Origin of the sequence: Ornithinibacillus salinisoli (genome assembly GCF_042684965.1) — a bacterium.
GTDB lineage: Bacteria > Bacillota > Bacilli > Bacillales > Amphibacillaceae > Ornithinibacillus > Ornithinibacillus salinisoli.
In genome coordinates this window covers 117,646-134,070 of sequence record NZ_JBHUMI010000017.1, presented here as the reverse complement: position 1 = coordinate 134,070, position 16,425 = coordinate 117,646, and the positions used below count along the sequence as shown (strand labels likewise).

General features: G+C 36.5%; 13 protein-coding genes. 1 reads left to right on the top strand and 12 read right to left on the bottom strand.

What is annotated here, in order from left to right:
• Window positions 1-147 precede the first annotated feature (147 nt).
• The 3 genes from ACFSTA_RS14625 to ACFSTA_RS14615 all read right to left on the bottom strand — a co-directional run bounded on the left by ACFSTA_RS14625 (window position 148) and on the right by ACFSTA_RS14615 (window position 3,930).
• Complete coding sequence (locus tag ACFSTA_RS14625) at window positions 148-1,323, bottom strand: anhydro-N-acetylmuramic acid kinase (RefSeq protein ID WP_377557515.1); 1,176 nt, start codon at window positions 1,321-1,323, stop codon at window positions 148-150.
• 592 nt (window positions 1,324-1,915) lie between these two features.
• Complete coding sequence (locus ACFSTA_RS14620) at window positions 1,916-2,962, bottom strand: serine hydrolase domain-containing protein (protein ID WP_377557514.1); 1,047 nt, start codon at window positions 2,960-2,962, stop codon at window positions 1,916-1,918.
• The gene (locus ACFSTA_RS14615; protein ID WP_377557513.1) at window positions 2,959-3,930 is read right to left on the bottom strand and encodes a GNAT family N-acetyltransferase; all 972 of its coding nucleotides are present in this window, start codon (window positions 3,928-3,930) and stop codon (window positions 2,959-2,961) included. Before ACFSTA_RS14615 ends, ACFSTA_RS14620 begins: the two co-directional genes overlap by 4 nt.
• A 365-nt stretch (window positions 3,931-4,295) precedes the next feature.
• Between ACFSTA_RS14615 and ACFSTA_RS14610 the strand changes: the two genes are divergently transcribed.
• Entirely contained in the window at window positions 4,296-6,749 is a 2,454-nt protein-coding gene (locus ACFSTA_RS14610; protein ID WP_377557512.1) for a glycosyl hydrolase family 18 protein, read from the top strand.
• A 353-nt stretch (window positions 6,750-7,102) separates the two neighbouring features.
• Here the strand turns inward: ACFSTA_RS14610 and ACFSTA_RS14605 are convergent, their stop codons facing one another.
• The 9 genes from ACFSTA_RS14605 to ACFSTA_RS14565 all read right to left on the bottom strand — a co-directional run bounded on the left by ACFSTA_RS14605 (window position 7,103) and on the right by ACFSTA_RS14565 (window position 16,269).
• Complete coding sequence (locus ACFSTA_RS14605) at window positions 7,103-8,059, bottom strand: N-acetylglucosamine kinase (RefSeq protein ID WP_377557511.1); 957 nt, start codon at window positions 8,057-8,059, stop codon at window positions 7,103-7,105.
• Between the two features lie 57 nt (window positions 8,060-8,116).
• Window positions 8,117-8,989, bottom strand: a complete 873-nt coding sequence (locus tag ACFSTA_RS14600; protein ID WP_377557510.1) for a MurR/RpiR family transcriptional regulator — start codon at window positions 8,987-8,989, stop codon at window positions 8,117-8,119.
• 20 nt (window positions 8,990-9,009) lie between these two features.
• A complete protein-coding gene (locus ACFSTA_RS14595; RefSeq protein WP_377557508.1) occupies window positions 9,010-9,957 on the bottom strand; it encodes a GNAT family N-acetyltransferase in 948 nt (315 codons plus the stop codon).
• On the bottom strand, window positions 9,954-10,880 hold the full coding sequence (gene murQ, locus ACFSTA_RS14590; RefSeq protein ID WP_377557507.1) for an N-acetylmuramic acid 6-phosphate etherase: 927 nt from the start codon (window positions 10,878-10,880) through the stop codon (window positions 9,954-9,956). Before murQ ends, ACFSTA_RS14595 begins: the two co-directional genes overlap by 4 nt.
• Before the next feature lie 12 nt (window positions 10,881-10,892).
• Complete coding sequence (locus tag ACFSTA_RS14585; RefSeq protein ID WP_377557506.1) at window positions 10,893-12,041, bottom strand: exo-beta-N-acetylmuramidase NamZ family protein; 1,149 nt, start codon at window positions 12,039-12,041, stop codon at window positions 10,893-10,895.
• The gene (locus tag ACFSTA_RS14580; RefSeq protein ID WP_377557505.1) at window positions 12,038-12,667 is read right to left on the bottom strand and encodes a YesL family protein; all 630 of its coding nucleotides are present in this window, start codon (window positions 12,665-12,667) and stop codon (window positions 12,038-12,040) included. Before ACFSTA_RS14580 ends, ACFSTA_RS14585 begins: the two co-directional genes overlap by 4 nt.
• 89 nt (window positions 12,668-12,756) lie before the next feature.
• Window positions 12,757-14,337 carry an extracellular solute-binding protein gene (locus ACFSTA_RS14575; protein WP_377557504.1) on the bottom strand — a complete coding sequence of 527 codons (1,581 nt, stop codon included), beginning with the start codon at window positions 14,335-14,337 and terminating at the stop codon, window positions 12,757-12,759.
• Between the two features lie 92 nt (window positions 14,338-14,429).
• On the bottom strand, window positions 14,430-15,326 hold the full coding sequence (locus tag ACFSTA_RS14570) for a carbohydrate ABC transporter permease (RefSeq protein WP_377557502.1): 897 nt from the start codon (window positions 15,324-15,326) through the stop codon (window positions 14,430-14,432).
• Between the two features lie 13 nt (window positions 15,327-15,339).
• The gene (locus tag ACFSTA_RS14565; protein WP_377557807.1) at window positions 15,340-16,269 is read right to left on the bottom strand and encodes an ABC transporter permease; all 930 of its coding nucleotides are present in this window, start codon (window positions 16,267-16,269) and stop codon (window positions 15,340-15,342) included.
• Between the last annotated feature and the right edge of the window lie 156 nt (window positions 16,270-16,425).

Below are 16,425 nucleotides of genomic sequence, written 5' to 3'. Positions count from 1 at the left end.
CCCCCTCCATCATATTGATAACGCTTTCACAACCACACTTCCGTACTCTCGTAATCAAATATATGTAAGCTCCCCCAAATTAATGTTTAAAAAAACAAAAAGAGGGACGGGGGGGTCAGTCCCTCCGTCCCAGTCTGACTCATTCCACTACCAGGCGATCTTTCCCATGACGACATTTTTTTGAGCACCTGTTGCGGAAGGTAGATTGTTCGTTCGTTGTTTATAGCATTGATAACCTAATATAGCAAAGGAGATAGCTTCTTTTGCTTCGGCAGGCATACCATACTCATCTGTTCCCTTTATTATTAGTTGGCTTGGTAAATAGGTAGCTATTAGATACATCAACGTATTATTGAATCTACCACCTCCACTAACTAGAACCTCCTGTAAATGAGCTGAACTAGTAAACTTGCTTATTTCCAAGGCAATCGTTTTTGCAGTCAAGGCAGTTACCGTTGCAATGCGATCTACATTATTAATCTGGTATTCTTCCGCTTGAAGCCATGCCTTTTTTGCGAATTCTATACCAAACGATTCCCTCCCTGTACTTTTAGGAGCGGGCATGTGGAAATAAGAATGATCAAGAAGTTCTGACAGCCAACGTTCATGAACCTTTCCTTTAGCAGCCAATTCACCGTCTTTATCAAAGCTTTGCTTTCCTCCTGTTGCCCAACCAGTAAAGGCATCGATGATCATATTTCCAGGTCCCGTATCATAAGCAATCGCTTCTGACTCACTACAGTTTCTAGGAAGTATAGTCATATTAGAAATGCCACCAATGTTTAATAAAGCACTCCCATACTCTTTCTTTCTAAAAAACATGTAATCGACATATGGAACTAAGGGTGCACCCTGACCACCAGCAGCCATATCCCTTGTTCGAAAATCACCGACAGTCTTGATTCCTGTGCGTTCAGCAATAACTCCAATATCTCCTATCTGAAATGTAGAAGTTACTTGATTTCCATCGATCGTAATTGGTTCTGGTTGATGGAATATCGTTTGTCCATGAGAACTTATTAGTAGAATATCACTTTCCTCCAACCCTGCTTCCTGTATAGCACTCCTTGCAGCCTCTGCGAATAACTCCCCTAAATACATATTCATAGCCGAAATTTCTTCTATCCTAGCATGTATCGGGTCACATAAGGCAAGAATCATTTCTTTTACATTTTCGGTATATGAGTATGTTTTAAAGTGGATTGGTTTAATATCTATAGATGGTTCTTGTTCTTTTATTTCAATCACTGAAACGTCTATTCCATCCAATGAAGTTCCCGACATTAGCCCCACTATATAATGACTTTCTTCGTGTCGACTCATGTACAAAATCCTTTCTCATTTAAAACTATATTAAAAATAGGCTGTTTTCTTAAAGAGTATTGCTTTTTCCAAGTAATGATTATTATTCGAAGTTGAAGTAAAATGTGCAGTAACTTTGAAACGTTGTTCTCCCTTAATCTTATTGAATCGAGAGTGCTACAAACCCCGCTTCAGCAGAATACTTCGCTAGTGGTGATTGTCTAGTTATGGAATGGTGTTAGCCAATGATTTCAAAACTTAGTGGATCTCTTCCCAATGGTACAGAAAGTTATTTTTTAAGGGAATACATATTATGAAGTCTCCATGCACTATTCTAGCGGAAGAAATACACGTAGACTCCGGCGGGAGGAAAGGCATCGGTGAGACCCCGCAGAACGGAGTTCGAGGAGGCTCACCAGCCGCCCGCGGCAAAGTAGACACTGTAAAAGCGACCTAAAGGAGCTTGAACAGATGTCGCACTTGTGCTGGAAGTGAAAGCGAAGTGTATTTCTAGAGCGAGGTTTGGTGCAGTAAATCAAGTTTCACCACGTTTTTCACACTAAGTTACTTCGCATTTTGAAATAAAAATAACAACAATCCATACAAAAAGAACCTAAAAATAAGATCGAATAATATTATGCAATCTGGGTCTCAGCCGTAAAATATGTGGTTGTCGACCAAAATGAACACGGTTTGTTAATAGTATTACATGTAATTCCACTGTTGGATCGAACCAAATACTAGTACCAGTAAAACCTGTATGGCCATATGAATTTTCCGAAAATAAATCTCCACAAGAGGACTTTTCTGGGCTTTGCAAAATCCAACCTAGCCCTCTGTGCTCAGTAGAAAATGGTGTGAAATTTTTTCTAGATAAATTTAGCGATGTTTCCGACAAAAGCTGTTTCCCCTTATAAACACCGTTATTTTCTATCATTGATGCGAATTTTTGCAAATCGTATATAGTGGAAAATAAGCCAGCATGACCACTTATTCCTCCCATTGATTCCGTATTGTCATCATGTACAATCCCACTCTTGTATTCGTTCAAACTCTTACTGTACTCTGTTGCAGCATATCTATCTCTTTCAAAAGAAGGATTAAACATTGTATTGGTCATTTCTAGCGGTTTATAAAATTGATCCCGAACAAAGTCAGAAAATGGTTGTTGGGTTACTTGCTGTATGACATTAAACAAAGTAATCAAACCAAGATCACTGTAAACTACTTTGCTTCCGCTAGCATATTCAAGGGGCTGCTCATATATTCTATTAAAAATTGCAGTCGTAGATAAGTTATCCGCGTAATATTGCTTGTGTGCGGGTAGCCCAGAAGTATGTGTTAGCAACTGTTTTAAGGTAATTTCTTCTTTTCCAACCTTCGCAAAGTCGGGTAAGAAATGACCAACTGTATCATCCAGCCTAATTTCACCTTCATCAATCAGCTTTAACATCGCTGGTAATGTGGCAACTACCTTGGTCAAAGAAGCAAGATCAAAGACTGTATCCATTTGCATCGGAGCCTTTTCGGGAAGAACTACCCGATTCCCAAGTGCCTCTTGTAATATAACATCCCCTTTATGAGAAACACTCAACACAGCCCCAGGGATATGCTTTAATTCAATTTCTTTTTTCAAAAAATCAAGTACTTTTTCTCTCATGTATTACACCCTTTAACTAGATTTTTTTGATATGAGTAATAGCTTTTACAGACTTCATATCCAAGTTTGTTATAAAACGCTATTAAACCTGTCCAATCAATAAGTATCGAATTAATATTTCGTTTCCTTAGGTAAGCAATTGCTGATTCGACAATAAAAATACCATATCCATACTTACGCTCCTTTGCATCTATACCTAATGGACCGATACCCCCAAGTTCACCATCATATAAAGGATCCCAGTAAACATTTTGTGCGATAACAGGAGAATTCGAATCATTTATCCTACAAAAACCAATAATTCGTTCATTCTTTTTCAGGACGACAAATTCACGGCCATTCCCTCCCAATTGAAAGTACTGAATAGCTTCATATTCCCATCTACCTGGAAAACAACGATGCATAAAGTCTAAGAATTCCTCCTTTTCATCTTCATCTAATAAAGAGACTATCACATCATTTTTAGTTGGGATTGAAAGTGATTTTTCCATTTCATAATGACAATCCAAATCAAATTCTTCCCCACATATGTTATACCCTTGCTTTTCAAACCACGTAGCAGTTTCCTTATACTGTATGGGAATTCCGGGGAAGTAATGCCACGTATCCTTCCCTAACCATATACGTTCAATTCCACTTTCCATTAATTTAGACTCTGCATGCTGTAACAACCTCTTTCCAATACCTTGATTCCGATATTTTTGATCTACAAGTAATACTTGAATCCAACCCGTTTCCTTACTGATTCCAACCTCTATGTTATCCTGCCATTTCTTCGTCACAATGAAACCGCTCACATTATTTTCATGATCAATTGCAATTAGTGAACCATCGTGGAAGACATTTACATCATTGAAACTGTTTTGCTTGAACAATTCCTTACGAAGGGGAAAATCTTTTCCTATCTCTTTATTCCACAGGTTTACTAAGTCTTCTATTCTATCAAAATTCCATTCTATAAATTTCATAGATTTACTCCTTTAATTACTATTTATAGTTACTTTATCGTAAATCAACTACATTGTAAAATACAATTTCAATAATTTACACAATTATCGATAAAAAATTTCGAAATAATAATTTAAAATTATGATAATTATATTGAAATATAAATTCATTGATGATAGACTAGTTTTGTGAATATTTCTACTTCTAAACTATAAATCTACTTATACTTTTGTAATTTTAGAAGTGGAAGCAAAGGGTGGTGGTTTTAATAGATAAAATGTATGCGCTTACTTACTTGTTAGTACATAACAGTTATTAGTTTTCCTCATAGAATCCAACGTATTAAGTCCAATTCTTTTAATTACTCGAAAAGGGAGAGAATAATTTGAAAAGACATTTGCACAAGATTATCGTAGCTGTATTATTTTTTAGTAGTATTTTCTTTTTGTCTGAATCCGCTCAAACGAAAGCGGAAGAAAATGATTCTGAATCATACATTGAAGTTACAACCACAGAGGAAGGTGGTAATACAGTAACTGGTAGCCCTGTAATTACTGCTGTACCAACTCCAGGAAAAGCAATAGATAATATTGTATTTTCTGCAAAGGCATTAAATGAAGCAGAGGAATTATACTATCCTTATACACCGATCACAGGCGAACCTTATTCATGGAGCTGGCCGACTGGAGATCCTTGGGTTCCAGACGGTGAGTATACGTTGAAAATGGATATAACGTATTCTTCAGGGGAGCTAGAAACGATTACTAGAAATATACATGTTGATAACTACGCAGAGTCAAATGCACCAGACTCACCTAAGGATTTAATAGTGAGTACGAGAACGAGTAATAGTGTCGAATTGGCATGGAATTCATCAACCTCTTCAAAACTATTTAACTATGAACTATATCAAGATGGGGAAAAAATAGCTGAAACGACAGATACTTCCTATGTAATTGATGGACTTACTTCTGATAATACTTATGAATTTAGAGTGAAGGCAAAGGATATCTACAATAATCTGTCCATAGATGACAACACAATTAAGGTACTTACCCATGGAGAGAGTGGTGGTGTCGATTCATTGCCATTCATTAGTGAAATACAAGCACCCGAGCCGAATGGGGTTACACCTGGAAGTGAGGGGTATTCAGGATCTATTGATTTATCCGTTTCTGTTGAAGATGACTCAGTAGACAATGTAGATTTTTTTGTTAAAACTTATGAGGCTCCAGAATTAGATTATTGGAAGTTCCCAAGTACAACAAAAGACGGTGACACGTACTCCATTTCTTGGAATACGACAAGTGCTCCTGAGGGCAACGTTATTATCAAAGCCGTCGCTTCCGATCAAAATGGGCAATCTACAACTGTAACGAGTGTGTTTTTAGTAGACAATGAGATAGAAGGATATGTCCCTCCAACCTGGGAGCCAGCAGATACACCTCCATCGAATTATATCATTGCCTATTTGGCTGGTTGGGCTACACTTAGTGGATTTGATATTATGCGTGATTTAGATGCATCACGTCTAACACATGTAAACTATGCATTTGGACTAATCGGGGATGACTTAAAGATAAAAATGAGTGATCCTGTTCATGATCCAATTAATTTTGTAGAGTTAGGAAAATTAAAAGAAAAATACCCTCACTTAAAAACGACAATCGCAATCGGTGGATGGGGCGGTTCGGCAAACTTTTCGGAAGCAGCTGCCACGGAGGAATCCAGAGAAATATTTGCTGACAGTGTTGTTGAATTTATAATCGAACATGGATTTGACGGTGTAGATTTAGATTGGGAATATCCTGTTACCGGTGGCGGACCAGGAACATATCCAAATCCAGATGACCGAGACAATTACCCACTGCTATTAGAAACGTTACGCGAGAAATTAGATGAACAGGGTGAAAAAGACGGCGTTCATTATACCCTTTCCATTGCCGGTGCTGCAAATACTGGATTTGTAGAAAATACGCAATTAGGTTTATCCCAAGAATATCTTGATTATGTTCAAATTATGACGTATGACATTCACGGAACATGGGAAAGCTTAGCTGATTTCAATGCTCCACTTTATGATGATGACGGTAAAACTTGGAGTGTAGATAAAGCTGTTGATGCATATTTGAATGCTGGTGTGCCAGCAGAAAAAGTTGTTATGGGTGTCCCTTTCTATGGGTACACATACAATGTGTTATCCAATGAAAATAACGGATTACGCCAAGAATTCGCTGGAAGTGGCTCTGTCACTTTTAACAGAATTATTAGAGATGATTACTTAAGTAACGGTTATGTTCGTTATTGGGATGAAGGAACACAAGTACCATATTTATTCCATGAAGAAGAATCCATCTTCATCTCTTATGATGATGAAGAGTCTATGGCAATTAAAGCTGCATACATTCGTGAAAAAGATCTTGGCGGAGCAATGATATGGGAAATTAGCCAAGATAATGGTATCGCTCTACTGGATTCTCTATACACTGTTCTGAAAGATCCAATTGATCGATCTGATGAAGATCCGGATGAACCTGATACAGATGAAGGAACGGATGAAGATAAAACACCAAATGATGGTAATAATGATGATTCCGAAAATGATGATTCTGATGATAATTCAAATGGTAAAAACTCTAATTCCGATGATGACTCCAAAGATGAAAATAATAACACTATTGATACTAACAAAAATAGTGATAAAAATAAGGAAAAAGAATCTGGAAAAGAATTGCCTAACACTGCCAGCCCTATGTATAACACATTACTAATTGGTCTCATGTTGGTAGGTGCTGGATTAATAATTGCATTTGTACGATATAGACACGTGATTAAATAAAGTGAACCCTTAACTAATGGGAGTATTAATTTTTATACTGTGACAATACAGCAACGTGATTTCCGCTATGTGTAGTCGCTTTTCGCGGGCAACGATTCAGCTTCCTCGGAAGCTGAATCCACTTTTCTTTACCAGCAGCGATTCGTTCTTAAATTGAAATATTCGCTCCCAAGCAACAATTAACGCAGTAAAGGTTGCAAGCATATTACTAACAGAAGAATTTCACAAAGACTCTTTCGGGACAGCAAAACAGTCCCAGACCCGTAAAGAGTGAAGAGTCGATATAAAAAATTGCCTTACAAATAATCAAGGAGACGGATAGTTAATTACTATGCGTCTCCTTTACAGTAATATTACTTACTTCTCATAAATTCTTCATTTATAGCCATATTTTCTTCTAGTAAGGCTGCAACTACTGCTCCACCTACAGGTTCTATTTTAGGTTTAATTAACTTCACCTTCCGACCATGTAGTTGAAATTCCTGCTCCATACCACCCTGAAATAAATCCAATCGATTAAACAAACCGCCAGTTAAAACGACAGGTACTACTTCCTCCATACTAGAAAACAATCTATTTATCAAACATACAATTGCTTTCCCAATATAAGATGCATTGTTCTCAATAATCTTCTGCGATACGGAATCCCCTGTATCTGCTGCTTCTACAACTAACTTGCTTAGTGAAGCAATCCTTTCCTTTTGATTTTTAGCTTGATAAATTGAATGGATTATATCCGGGAGTTTTTCCACATTAAAATGATCTTGAAATAATCTTGTTAACTCCGTTCTAGAACCAAGGCCATCGTATGCTGAAAAAGCAGCTTCTAACCCCTGACTACCAAGCGCATAGCCACTTCCTTTTTCGCCTAATAAGTAACCCCATCCCCCTACTCGTTCCAGGTTACCATCCTTATTTAGACCAAATGTAATTGAGCCAGTCCCACCAATTTGAACGATTCCAGGTTTTCCAAAAGTTCCTGAATATAACGCCGTAATAGCATCATTATGAACCGTAACCGGAATGGAGTTAGGGAGTACTTTGCTAATTACTTGTTCCATTCCTTTTCTAGCCGTAATATGGTCTACTCCAGACATACCAGCAAATACTCGCTTTATTTGTGGAAACAATTCTCTATTATGTAAATATAATGTTTCAATTAATTTTGCTAACTCTAACTCAAGATCTGGTTTAGCAACACTATTCGGATTGGTTGCACCAACTGTAGCTTCAGCCAATATTTCTCCTTTTGAATTAGAAATTACTCCCTTTGTTTTTGTTCCACCGCCATCAATTCCTAGAACATACATCACATAAACCTCCTTAGAGATGAAAGAAGCCAACTCATTTCAGAGTTAGCTGTTCCGTCACTTATATATTTTCTTTCCACTGTTAGATAAAAACTCTACAGCTTCTCTAGTAGCATTCAGATGCATAACCGTTTCATCATATTGTAAGGAAGCTACACACATAAATAGAATATCAATTACTTGAAGCTGAGCAATTCGAGAAGAGGTTGCACCACTTCTAAACGTAGGTTCTTTCGTTGCAGAAGTATATAATTTAATATCTGCTTGATCCGTTACGACCGAATTTCCGTACTTTGTTAAACTTATCGTAGTCGCCTGATGCTTTCGTGCTAACTCTAGTACCTTAGCAACTTCAACCGTTTCACCAGAAAAAGATATTCCTACAACAACATCTTCAGCTTCTGAATTAGCAACTTGTGTTGCTGCCATGTGCATATCCGTAAATGCATATGCCGATTTATTAATCCGAAGAAATTTTTGCTGGGCATCCTGTGCAATGATACTGGAAGCTCCTACACCAATAAAATGAATGCTTCTTGCGTTTTTCACCACTTCGACAGCTTTCTCCAGTTCATCTACATTTAATAGTTCAGCCGTTTCACGGATAGTTTGGATACTGTTATTGGTCATTTTATCAATAACAGATAGTAAAGGTTCATTTGGTTCAATATCCCGGAACCCCGCATCATTTGATTTTTGGAGATCACCGGCTATGCGTAACTTTAGATCTTGAAACCCCTTTAAATTCAAAGATTTACACAGCCTAATTACTGCGGCTCCACTAGTGGAGCTCCTTCTTCCTAACTCATTAGCTGTAAGTGAGATTGACTCCTGTGGATTCTCAATAATATAGGAGGCAATTTTTTTCTCAGAAGGAGGAAGAAATGGTAGCATTTCGGTAAGTATTACAATTCCACCAGTTGTTGACATGTTATCAGCTCATTTCTATATTAAATATCCTTTTTCATAACATGGAAAGTTCGGGTGATCTCAAACCCTGTTTTTTTATATAAATAACCAGCAGCAGTTTTTTCACCAGTCCATAGGAACCAAGCTCCGTGTAAACTCTCCGCCTTCATTTGTTGTAAGCATAGGTTTAACAATATTTTCCCTAACTTTTTACCTTGTTGTTCTGGGTCAACTCCAAATGGCCCAAATCGATCTGGGACACCTTCATATCCACCAAAGATACAGAAACCAACCACTTTGCTTTCCTGTCTAGCAACTAGAATACGTTCCATCGGTAATCCTTGAAGTACTCCTTCTCTAATAGCTCTACCCCAATCTGGGTTAAACTTAATGTTAGCAAACTGAATTACCTCATATAGATCCTTATCTTCAGCTAATGAAAATGTATATCCTTCCGCTTCTCTTTGCTCTACCAGTTCTTTTATTTCATCCGAAAGTTTGAAATCAACTAAATTTCGATCCATTGCTATAGGTGAATATAGTTTAGCAAAACCTTGGTTTAATAGAAACCGATACGCTTCTGGATATGCTTCTTCATCAATACCAGGCATAATATAATTCGGTGCATATGATGAAAAGAACACATGCTTTCTCCCATTTTCTTTAAGAAATTCCGTTGCATCCTTCATAAGTTGAGCTCCAACATTTGATTCACGATGATTCTCGTCTACAAAAAAGAATGGTATCCAGCCATTATCCGGTTCTAAATCGGTTTGAAACATTGGCAATAATCTTCGAACTGCATATACACATCCGATTAATTTTTCGCCATCAAATGCCACACGTAAGCCTTCTGGATCAAAGTTTGCATCCAATAACACTAAATTCCGAAAACGTTTCGATGTTATAGGGTCTTTCCATAACGATTTATTCCATAAGTCAACAATTTGTATCTCATCTCCAGATTGATAATGTCTAAATGTCATCATGATTCATCTCCTCCCTTTCCCTTGGTTGCTATTTCGATAGCTTGTCGAACGAATCCATTAGCTTGATCGATATATCTTTCTGCTTCCTGAAGTGTAACACCTGTCTTGATAATCACTATTGCAGGTTTTACTTCGTATTTAGTCATCTCTAGGACTTGTTCCGCTTGTTCATACGAAACCTTGGTGATGGTTGATACAATATTTTTAGCTCGTTCTCTTAATTTATGATTACTAACCTTTAAGTCTACCATTAAATTTTCATATACTTTACCTATTTTAATCATCGAAGTTGTTGTAATCATATTTAAGATCATTTTATGAGCAGTAGCAGCTTTCATACGTGTTGAACCTGTTAGTACCTCCGGACCAGTTAGTACTTCAATATTAACATCCGCATGTTGGCTAATTACGGAATCTTTATTACTTGATAGACTAACCGTACTTGCACCAATTTTATTAGCATACTTTAATGCACCTGAAACATATGGTGTTCTTCCACTTGCTGCAATACCAATAACCACATCTAGTTCTGTTAGGTTTCTAACTTGCAAGTCTTTAGCACCTAATTCTTCACTATCTTCTGCACCTTCTACAGCGTTTTCTATAGCCTTCGTTCCACCAGCCATTACTGCTTGAACTAAATTCGATGGCGTGCTAAATGTAGGTGGGCATTCAACAGCATCTAATATGCCAATACGGCCACTAGTGCCTGCACCTACATAAAACAACTTACCACCATTTTTCAACGAGTTGTATACGGTATTAACCGTTGTTTCAATTTCTGGTAATACCTGCTGTACACTTTTGGCAACAGTCATATCTTCTTTATTGATTGTTTCTAATATAGCTAATGTTGACATGTTATCTATGTTAGTAGAATTTTTATTTCTCATTTCAGTTGTCAAAGTTGATAATTTATTCATCTATTATCCATCCTATTTGTATAAGAGATATGGTTCTTTTTTCTTCCGAAAGGATTCTAACTGCTCCGTACAATTTTCTAAAAATGTATGCGAGGTACCCTTCCATATATGATTTCTCAATGCTTTTGTCCCAGCCAAAAGATCAAAGAAATATTTTTCATGTTCATTTTTTAAAAAGCTAAAATCCTCTGGATATAACTCAGCAATTGTTTCCAATAAAATGATTCCTGCTTCCAAAGAATTTAATTCATCTCGATTTACCACATGTAATTGTATTCCTCCACATATCTTGTCTTTATGTTTTTGATAAGTAGGAATAAACGATGTTGGTCTTGCTAAGACACCAGTTATATTTTTCTGATTAAAGGATTTCGCGAGATCTTGACCATCAATAAATGGTGCACCTACTAACTCAAACGGTCTAGTAGTACCTCTTCCCTCGGATAAATTTGTTCCTTCTACTAAACAAGTTCCTGGATATAATATATTCATATCAATATTTGTTGTATTTGGAGATGGTGGTACCCAAAACAAACCTGTATCATCAAAATAATTACTCCGATTCCATCCCTCCATCGGAACTACGGTTAATTCACAATGATAACCAAATTCATGTTTGAATAATAAGGCGAGCTCTGCCACGGTCATAGCATGCCTATTTGGTATAGGCAACAAACCAACAAAAGACCGAACATCTTCTTCTACAAGATTACCTTCCATTTTATCTCCTGATATAGGATTTGGCCGATCTAACACAACAAAATGTTTATGATTTTCTGCACAAGCCTCCATTACATATGCCATCGTGTAAATAAAGGTATAATACCGAGATCCTATATCTTGTAGGTCGAAGACAACAACATCAACTTGTTCCAACATTTCCCTGCTTGGTTTTCTACTAGCACCATATAAACTGTAAACAGGTAAACTAGTATAGGGATCAATAGTTGATTCAACTTTTTCTCCTTCTTTTGCATCCCCTCGAATACCATGCTCAGGAGCATATAACGCTGTTAATTGGATATCGGGGTGTTTGTAAAATAAATCTATTGAAGGGATTAGTTTTTCATTAACTCCTGTCATATTTGTCACTAAACCAATTCGCTTACCTTTAAATGAAGCAAATTCTTTTTGCAAGAATACATCTAATCCTAGTCTCATTCGATTTCACCTACTTTAATTTCATATCTTGGAAAAGATTTCATAGCTATCCACATTAAAACTAGGCTTAATAAACTGCCACTAATGAATACCACTAAAACTGGGATCATACTTATGACTACATATACGAGATAACTCCCAACAATCATCATGATTGTATGGATTGGTTTTCCAAGCACAATAATTATTGATCGTTTCAGATATTCCAACGTCTTACATTCAAAATGAACATACATTGGAAAAATGTATAACACAACAGCAAAGTATATAAACATAGCAAAAATGATAAAGAATGATAAAAAGGATAGTAGAATATATTCTGTTGTTTGGAAGAAACGTAAATCGATATACAGAAAAAGCCCAAGGATTGACAATATACCTCCAATCAAATTCATTTGTGTAAAACTTGATTTATAAGTCTTCACAAATGTTTTATATACAGGAATATCTGTTTCACCTAGTACCCATTTACGTGTAACTGCGAACATGGCAGCGGTTGCTGGAAAAAAACCGAAAATGACTAATCCAATTATGGAAAAAACAATCCATAATATATTTAAAAGAATCATTTTCATTATCCAATTTGATAGATCATATAGCTTCCAAACAATTCCTTCAAATCCCATTTTTATCGCCTCTTTATCATTCTAGTTGATTAAGTCTTTTAGGAAGACAGCCTGGATAAACCAGGCTGTTCAAGTATATGTTCAAATTATTATTGTGATTCAGCCCAACGATCATACGCGGATTGATGTACTTCAACTAATTTGTCAATACCTTGTTTTTCTAACGTACTAACATACTCATCCCATTTTGCGTCAATATCTTCTGCACCTGTGATAAATTTAGCTTCCATTTGTTCGAAGTAACTGTCGATATCTGGTTTATTTATATTGATTTCATTTTGCTCTTCTTCCGTAAAGTAAACTTGTGGATATGGTGATTTTGCATATGGAACTAATTCTTCTGAAACCCATTTATAAATTTCAAGAATAGTTGGGTTTCCACCTTCTTTTTCGAAGAATTCTTCTGTTAAGTTCATAGGCACGTTTGTACCAACACCTGGTGCATGTTTAGCATTTGTTTCCGTTGTACTAAGTCCTTCTTCAGCAAGTAAAACCCATTGATCATCTTCATTCCACTCATAAGTCTCGCCTTCAATTCCTAAACGAGAAAGGATCGTACCTTCTTCCGAGTATGCGTGGTCAATCCAACGCATCGTAGCTTCAGGATGTTCATTTTCTTTCGTAATCGCTGCTCTACCTCTTCTAATTTCGCTCATTAGAATAGCTAGTTTTTCATCGTTAGTCACACTTGTCATAGGAGGTAATACAGGGTAGTTTAAAGCTTCGGCTGGATCTTCAAAACCTACTTGAACAATTGGCCAAGTTGAGAATATTCCAGTACGGTTACCTTTTGCTACAAACTGCTCCCATGTATGAGAAAACATTTCGTTATCTAATAACTGCTCTTCATATAAGCGGTTAAGAAACTTCAAATATTCCTTGTATTCGTCTTGAACCCAAGCATATTTTACTACTCCATCTTCTTCATAGATACCATCATCTTGAACAATACCGAAGTTTGGTAATAAACCAACTCGTAAGTCAGCTGGAGAGTTTGCTGTTAATGGAATAACCTCTCCTACATTACCAGGGTCTTCCTCTTTAAATCTCTTCAATATCTCATAAAATTCATCCATCGTTTCTGGCTTGTCCACACCTAATTCTTCTAGCCATGGTCCATTCATCCACATAATAGGTGTTTTTGAAGTAATGGATTTATCAATTCCTGGTAGTGCATAAATATGTCCATCAGGTGTTGTAATAGAAGCCTCAAGATTTGGATTTTCTTCCATTATTTTTTTGAAGTTTGGTGCATATTTATCAATTAGATCTTCTAATGGAATAAGTAGACCTTGTGAACCATAGTCTGATTCTTCACTTGCTGTTAATTCCGCACCATAAAATAAATCAGGTAAGTCTAGACTAGCAAAAGCAAGTTGTTTATTTTGTGTAAAATCATCTGCAGCAGCTGTTCTGAAATCAAATTGAATATTTGTCTTTTCTTCCATCTCTTGGTAGAAGCCCATCTCTCCCCATTCCGGTTGAATTGGTGAGCTTTTACCCATCAATTCCAACGTGATAGATTCATCAACAATCGGATAACCAGATTCATTAAAGTTATCTGGTGTTTCTTCCGTTGAGGAAGTCTCATCATCATTTGAACATCCAACAAAAACTATTGCCGAAATCAAAAGTACCATTGCTAATAATAACCTGTTTTTTAATTTCACTTCGAATTCTCCCCTTTTATCTCAATAATTTTACAACAATAATAAATCTAACTTTCTATTACTAGTTGCTCACCTCACCTCCTTGGCTTACATTAGCCTTTAATCGATCCAATCATAACGCCCTTAAGGAAGAAGCGTTGTAAGAATGGATAAACAATTAGTAATGGTGCTGCGGATACAATCATTACTGCATATTTAATTATGTCTGCAATTCTTGCATGTTCACTTAAAGCTTCTGCTGTCCCGCTTTGTTGCATCAATTCAGCAGTTATCTGTTGTTGAACAAGTATTTCCCTTAAGAAAAGCTGTAATGGAAATAGTTCCCTATCTTGCAAGTAAATTAATGCACCGAAATACTGATTCCAATGTCCCACTCCGTAAAATAAAGCCATTACAGCGATAATAGGTGCTGATAGTGGTAATACTATTTGAAAGAAAGTTCTTATTTGAGAAGCACCATCAATTTCAGCTGCTTCTTCCAATCCTCTTGGTATACTCACTTTAAAGAATGTCATGGTAACAATGATATTCCACATTGCAGCAGCACTAGGTAATACCATAGCCCATACGGTATTGATCATGCCTAGGTCACGAACAAGTAAGTATGTTGGGATTAATCCTCCTTCAAAGAACATGGTGAAAACTAGTAAAGCCATAATCACATTTCTTCCAATTAATTCTTGTCTAGACAATGCGTAGGCACATGGTAACGTGACAGCTAAATTGATAAATGTACCTAACAAAGTATAGAAAATGGTATTTCGATATCCCAACCATATTTCGCTACTTTGAAAAACACGTTCAAAACCTTCAAACGTTATCCCCTTTGGAAACAACCACATTTCACCTGAATTCACATATTGTGGGTCACTAATAGACGCACTGATGATATATACTAATGGATACGATATAATAACAATGAAAAACCAAACTAAAAATTTATTACATATATCGAATACCTTATCGTTTTTAGATTCTTTTATACTCATTTTGGATACCCCTTTACCATAAGCTTGTACCCGTTCTTCTAGCCATGCGGTTGAAGAAGATTAAAATTAGGAAATTAATTACCGAGTTAAATAATCCTACAGCAGTTGAATAACTATATTGCCCATGTAATAAACCTGCTTCATAAACATAAGTTTGTATAACTTGTGAGGATTCTAGGTTTAATTCATTTTGCATTAATAGAATTTTTTCAAAACCAATAGACATCATGTTGCCCATGTTTAAAATTAGTAAAATAATTATAGTGGGCATAATGCTAGGCAAATTTATATGCCATATGCGTTGCAGCCTAGACGCCCCATCCACTTTAGCTGATTCATGAAGCTGGGGATCTACTCCAGCTAATGCAGCCAAGTAGATAATGGCTCCCCACCCAAGGTTTTGCCATTCATTAGACCAAACAAATATGGTCTTAAACCATCCAGGTTCTGTCATAAAACTAATGGGCTGAAATCCTAAAAATTGAATAAAATTATTAATTATCCCTGTTACAGGATTAAGAAATGCTATAACCATCCCAACAAAAACTACAATAGAGATAAAGTGTGGAGCATACGTTATCGTTTGCGCTGTTTTCTTGAATTTACCATCTCTTAACTCATTAAGTGCTAAGGCAACAATTATTGAAATGGGAAATAGAGCTAATGCGTATAGATTAATTCCTAAGGTATTTTTAATTAGATCCCAAAAGTAATAGGATTCAAAAAATCTGACAAAATGATCAAACCCAATCCATTCGCTTCCAAATATGCCATCTACAGCGCGAAAATTTTTAAATGCTATTTGCAGGCCATACATGGGATAATATTTAAAAACTAGGAAGTAAATTAAGGCGGGTGCGAGTAAAACATATAACTGCCAATTTATTTTCATCTTTCTCCAGTTATAACGCCGTTTCTTCTTCTTTGGAAGATTGCCAGACATGGTGTTTTCTGCCACTTGGGATTCAACCCCTTTCTTTAAAGTGCCTCTTCAATCAGTAGGGTTTCTCACTCTACGAATCGGACTTTCACAGTCAGCTAGCTGTGCCTCCACTTTTTTTAGACTGAAGCGGAGCTGACTTATTGCCCGTTACATACG

Coding starts and splice junctions, on each gene's coding strand:
- ACFSTA_RS14600 (WP_377557510.1), bottom strand. CDS start 8,989: ATGTCAACAACTGGTGGAATTGTAATACTTACCGAAATGCTACCATTT.
- ACFSTA_RS14585 (WP_377557506.1), bottom strand. CDS start 12,041: ATGAGACTAGGATTAGATGTATTCTTGCAAAAAGAATTTGCTTCATTT.
- ACFSTA_RS14620 (WP_377557514.1), bottom strand. CDS start 2,962: ATGAGAGAAAAAGTACTTGATTTTTTGAAAAAAGAAATTGAATTAAAG.
- ACFSTA_RS14580 (WP_377557505.1), bottom strand. CDS start 12,667: ATGGGATTTGAAGGAATTGTTTGGAAGCTATATGATCTATCAAATTGG.
- ACFSTA_RS14605 (WP_377557511.1), bottom strand. CDS start 8,059: ATGTATGTTCTAGGAATTGATGGCGGTGGAACAAAAACAAAGGGAGTA.
- ACFSTA_RS14570 (WP_377557502.1), bottom strand. CDS start 15,326: ATGAGTATAAAAGAATCTAAAAACGATAAGGTATTCGATATATGTAAT.
- murQ (WP_377557507.1), bottom strand. CDS start 10,880: ATGAATAAATTATCAACTTTGACAACTGAAATGAGAAATAAAAATTCT.
- ACFSTA_RS14615 (WP_377557513.1), bottom strand. CDS start 3,930: ATGAAATTTATAGAATGGAATTTTGATAGAATAGAAGACTTAGTAAAC.
- ACFSTA_RS14625 (WP_377557515.1), bottom strand. CDS start 1,323: ATGAGTCGACACGAAGAAAGTCATTATATAGTGGGGCTAATGTCGGGA.
- ACFSTA_RS14565 (WP_377557807.1), bottom strand. CDS start 16,269: ATGTCTGGCAATCTTCCAAAGAAGAAGAAACGGCGTTATAACTGGAGA.
- ACFSTA_RS14595 (WP_377557508.1), bottom strand. CDS start 9,957: ATGATGACATTTAGACATTATCAATCTGGAGATGAGATACAAATTGTT.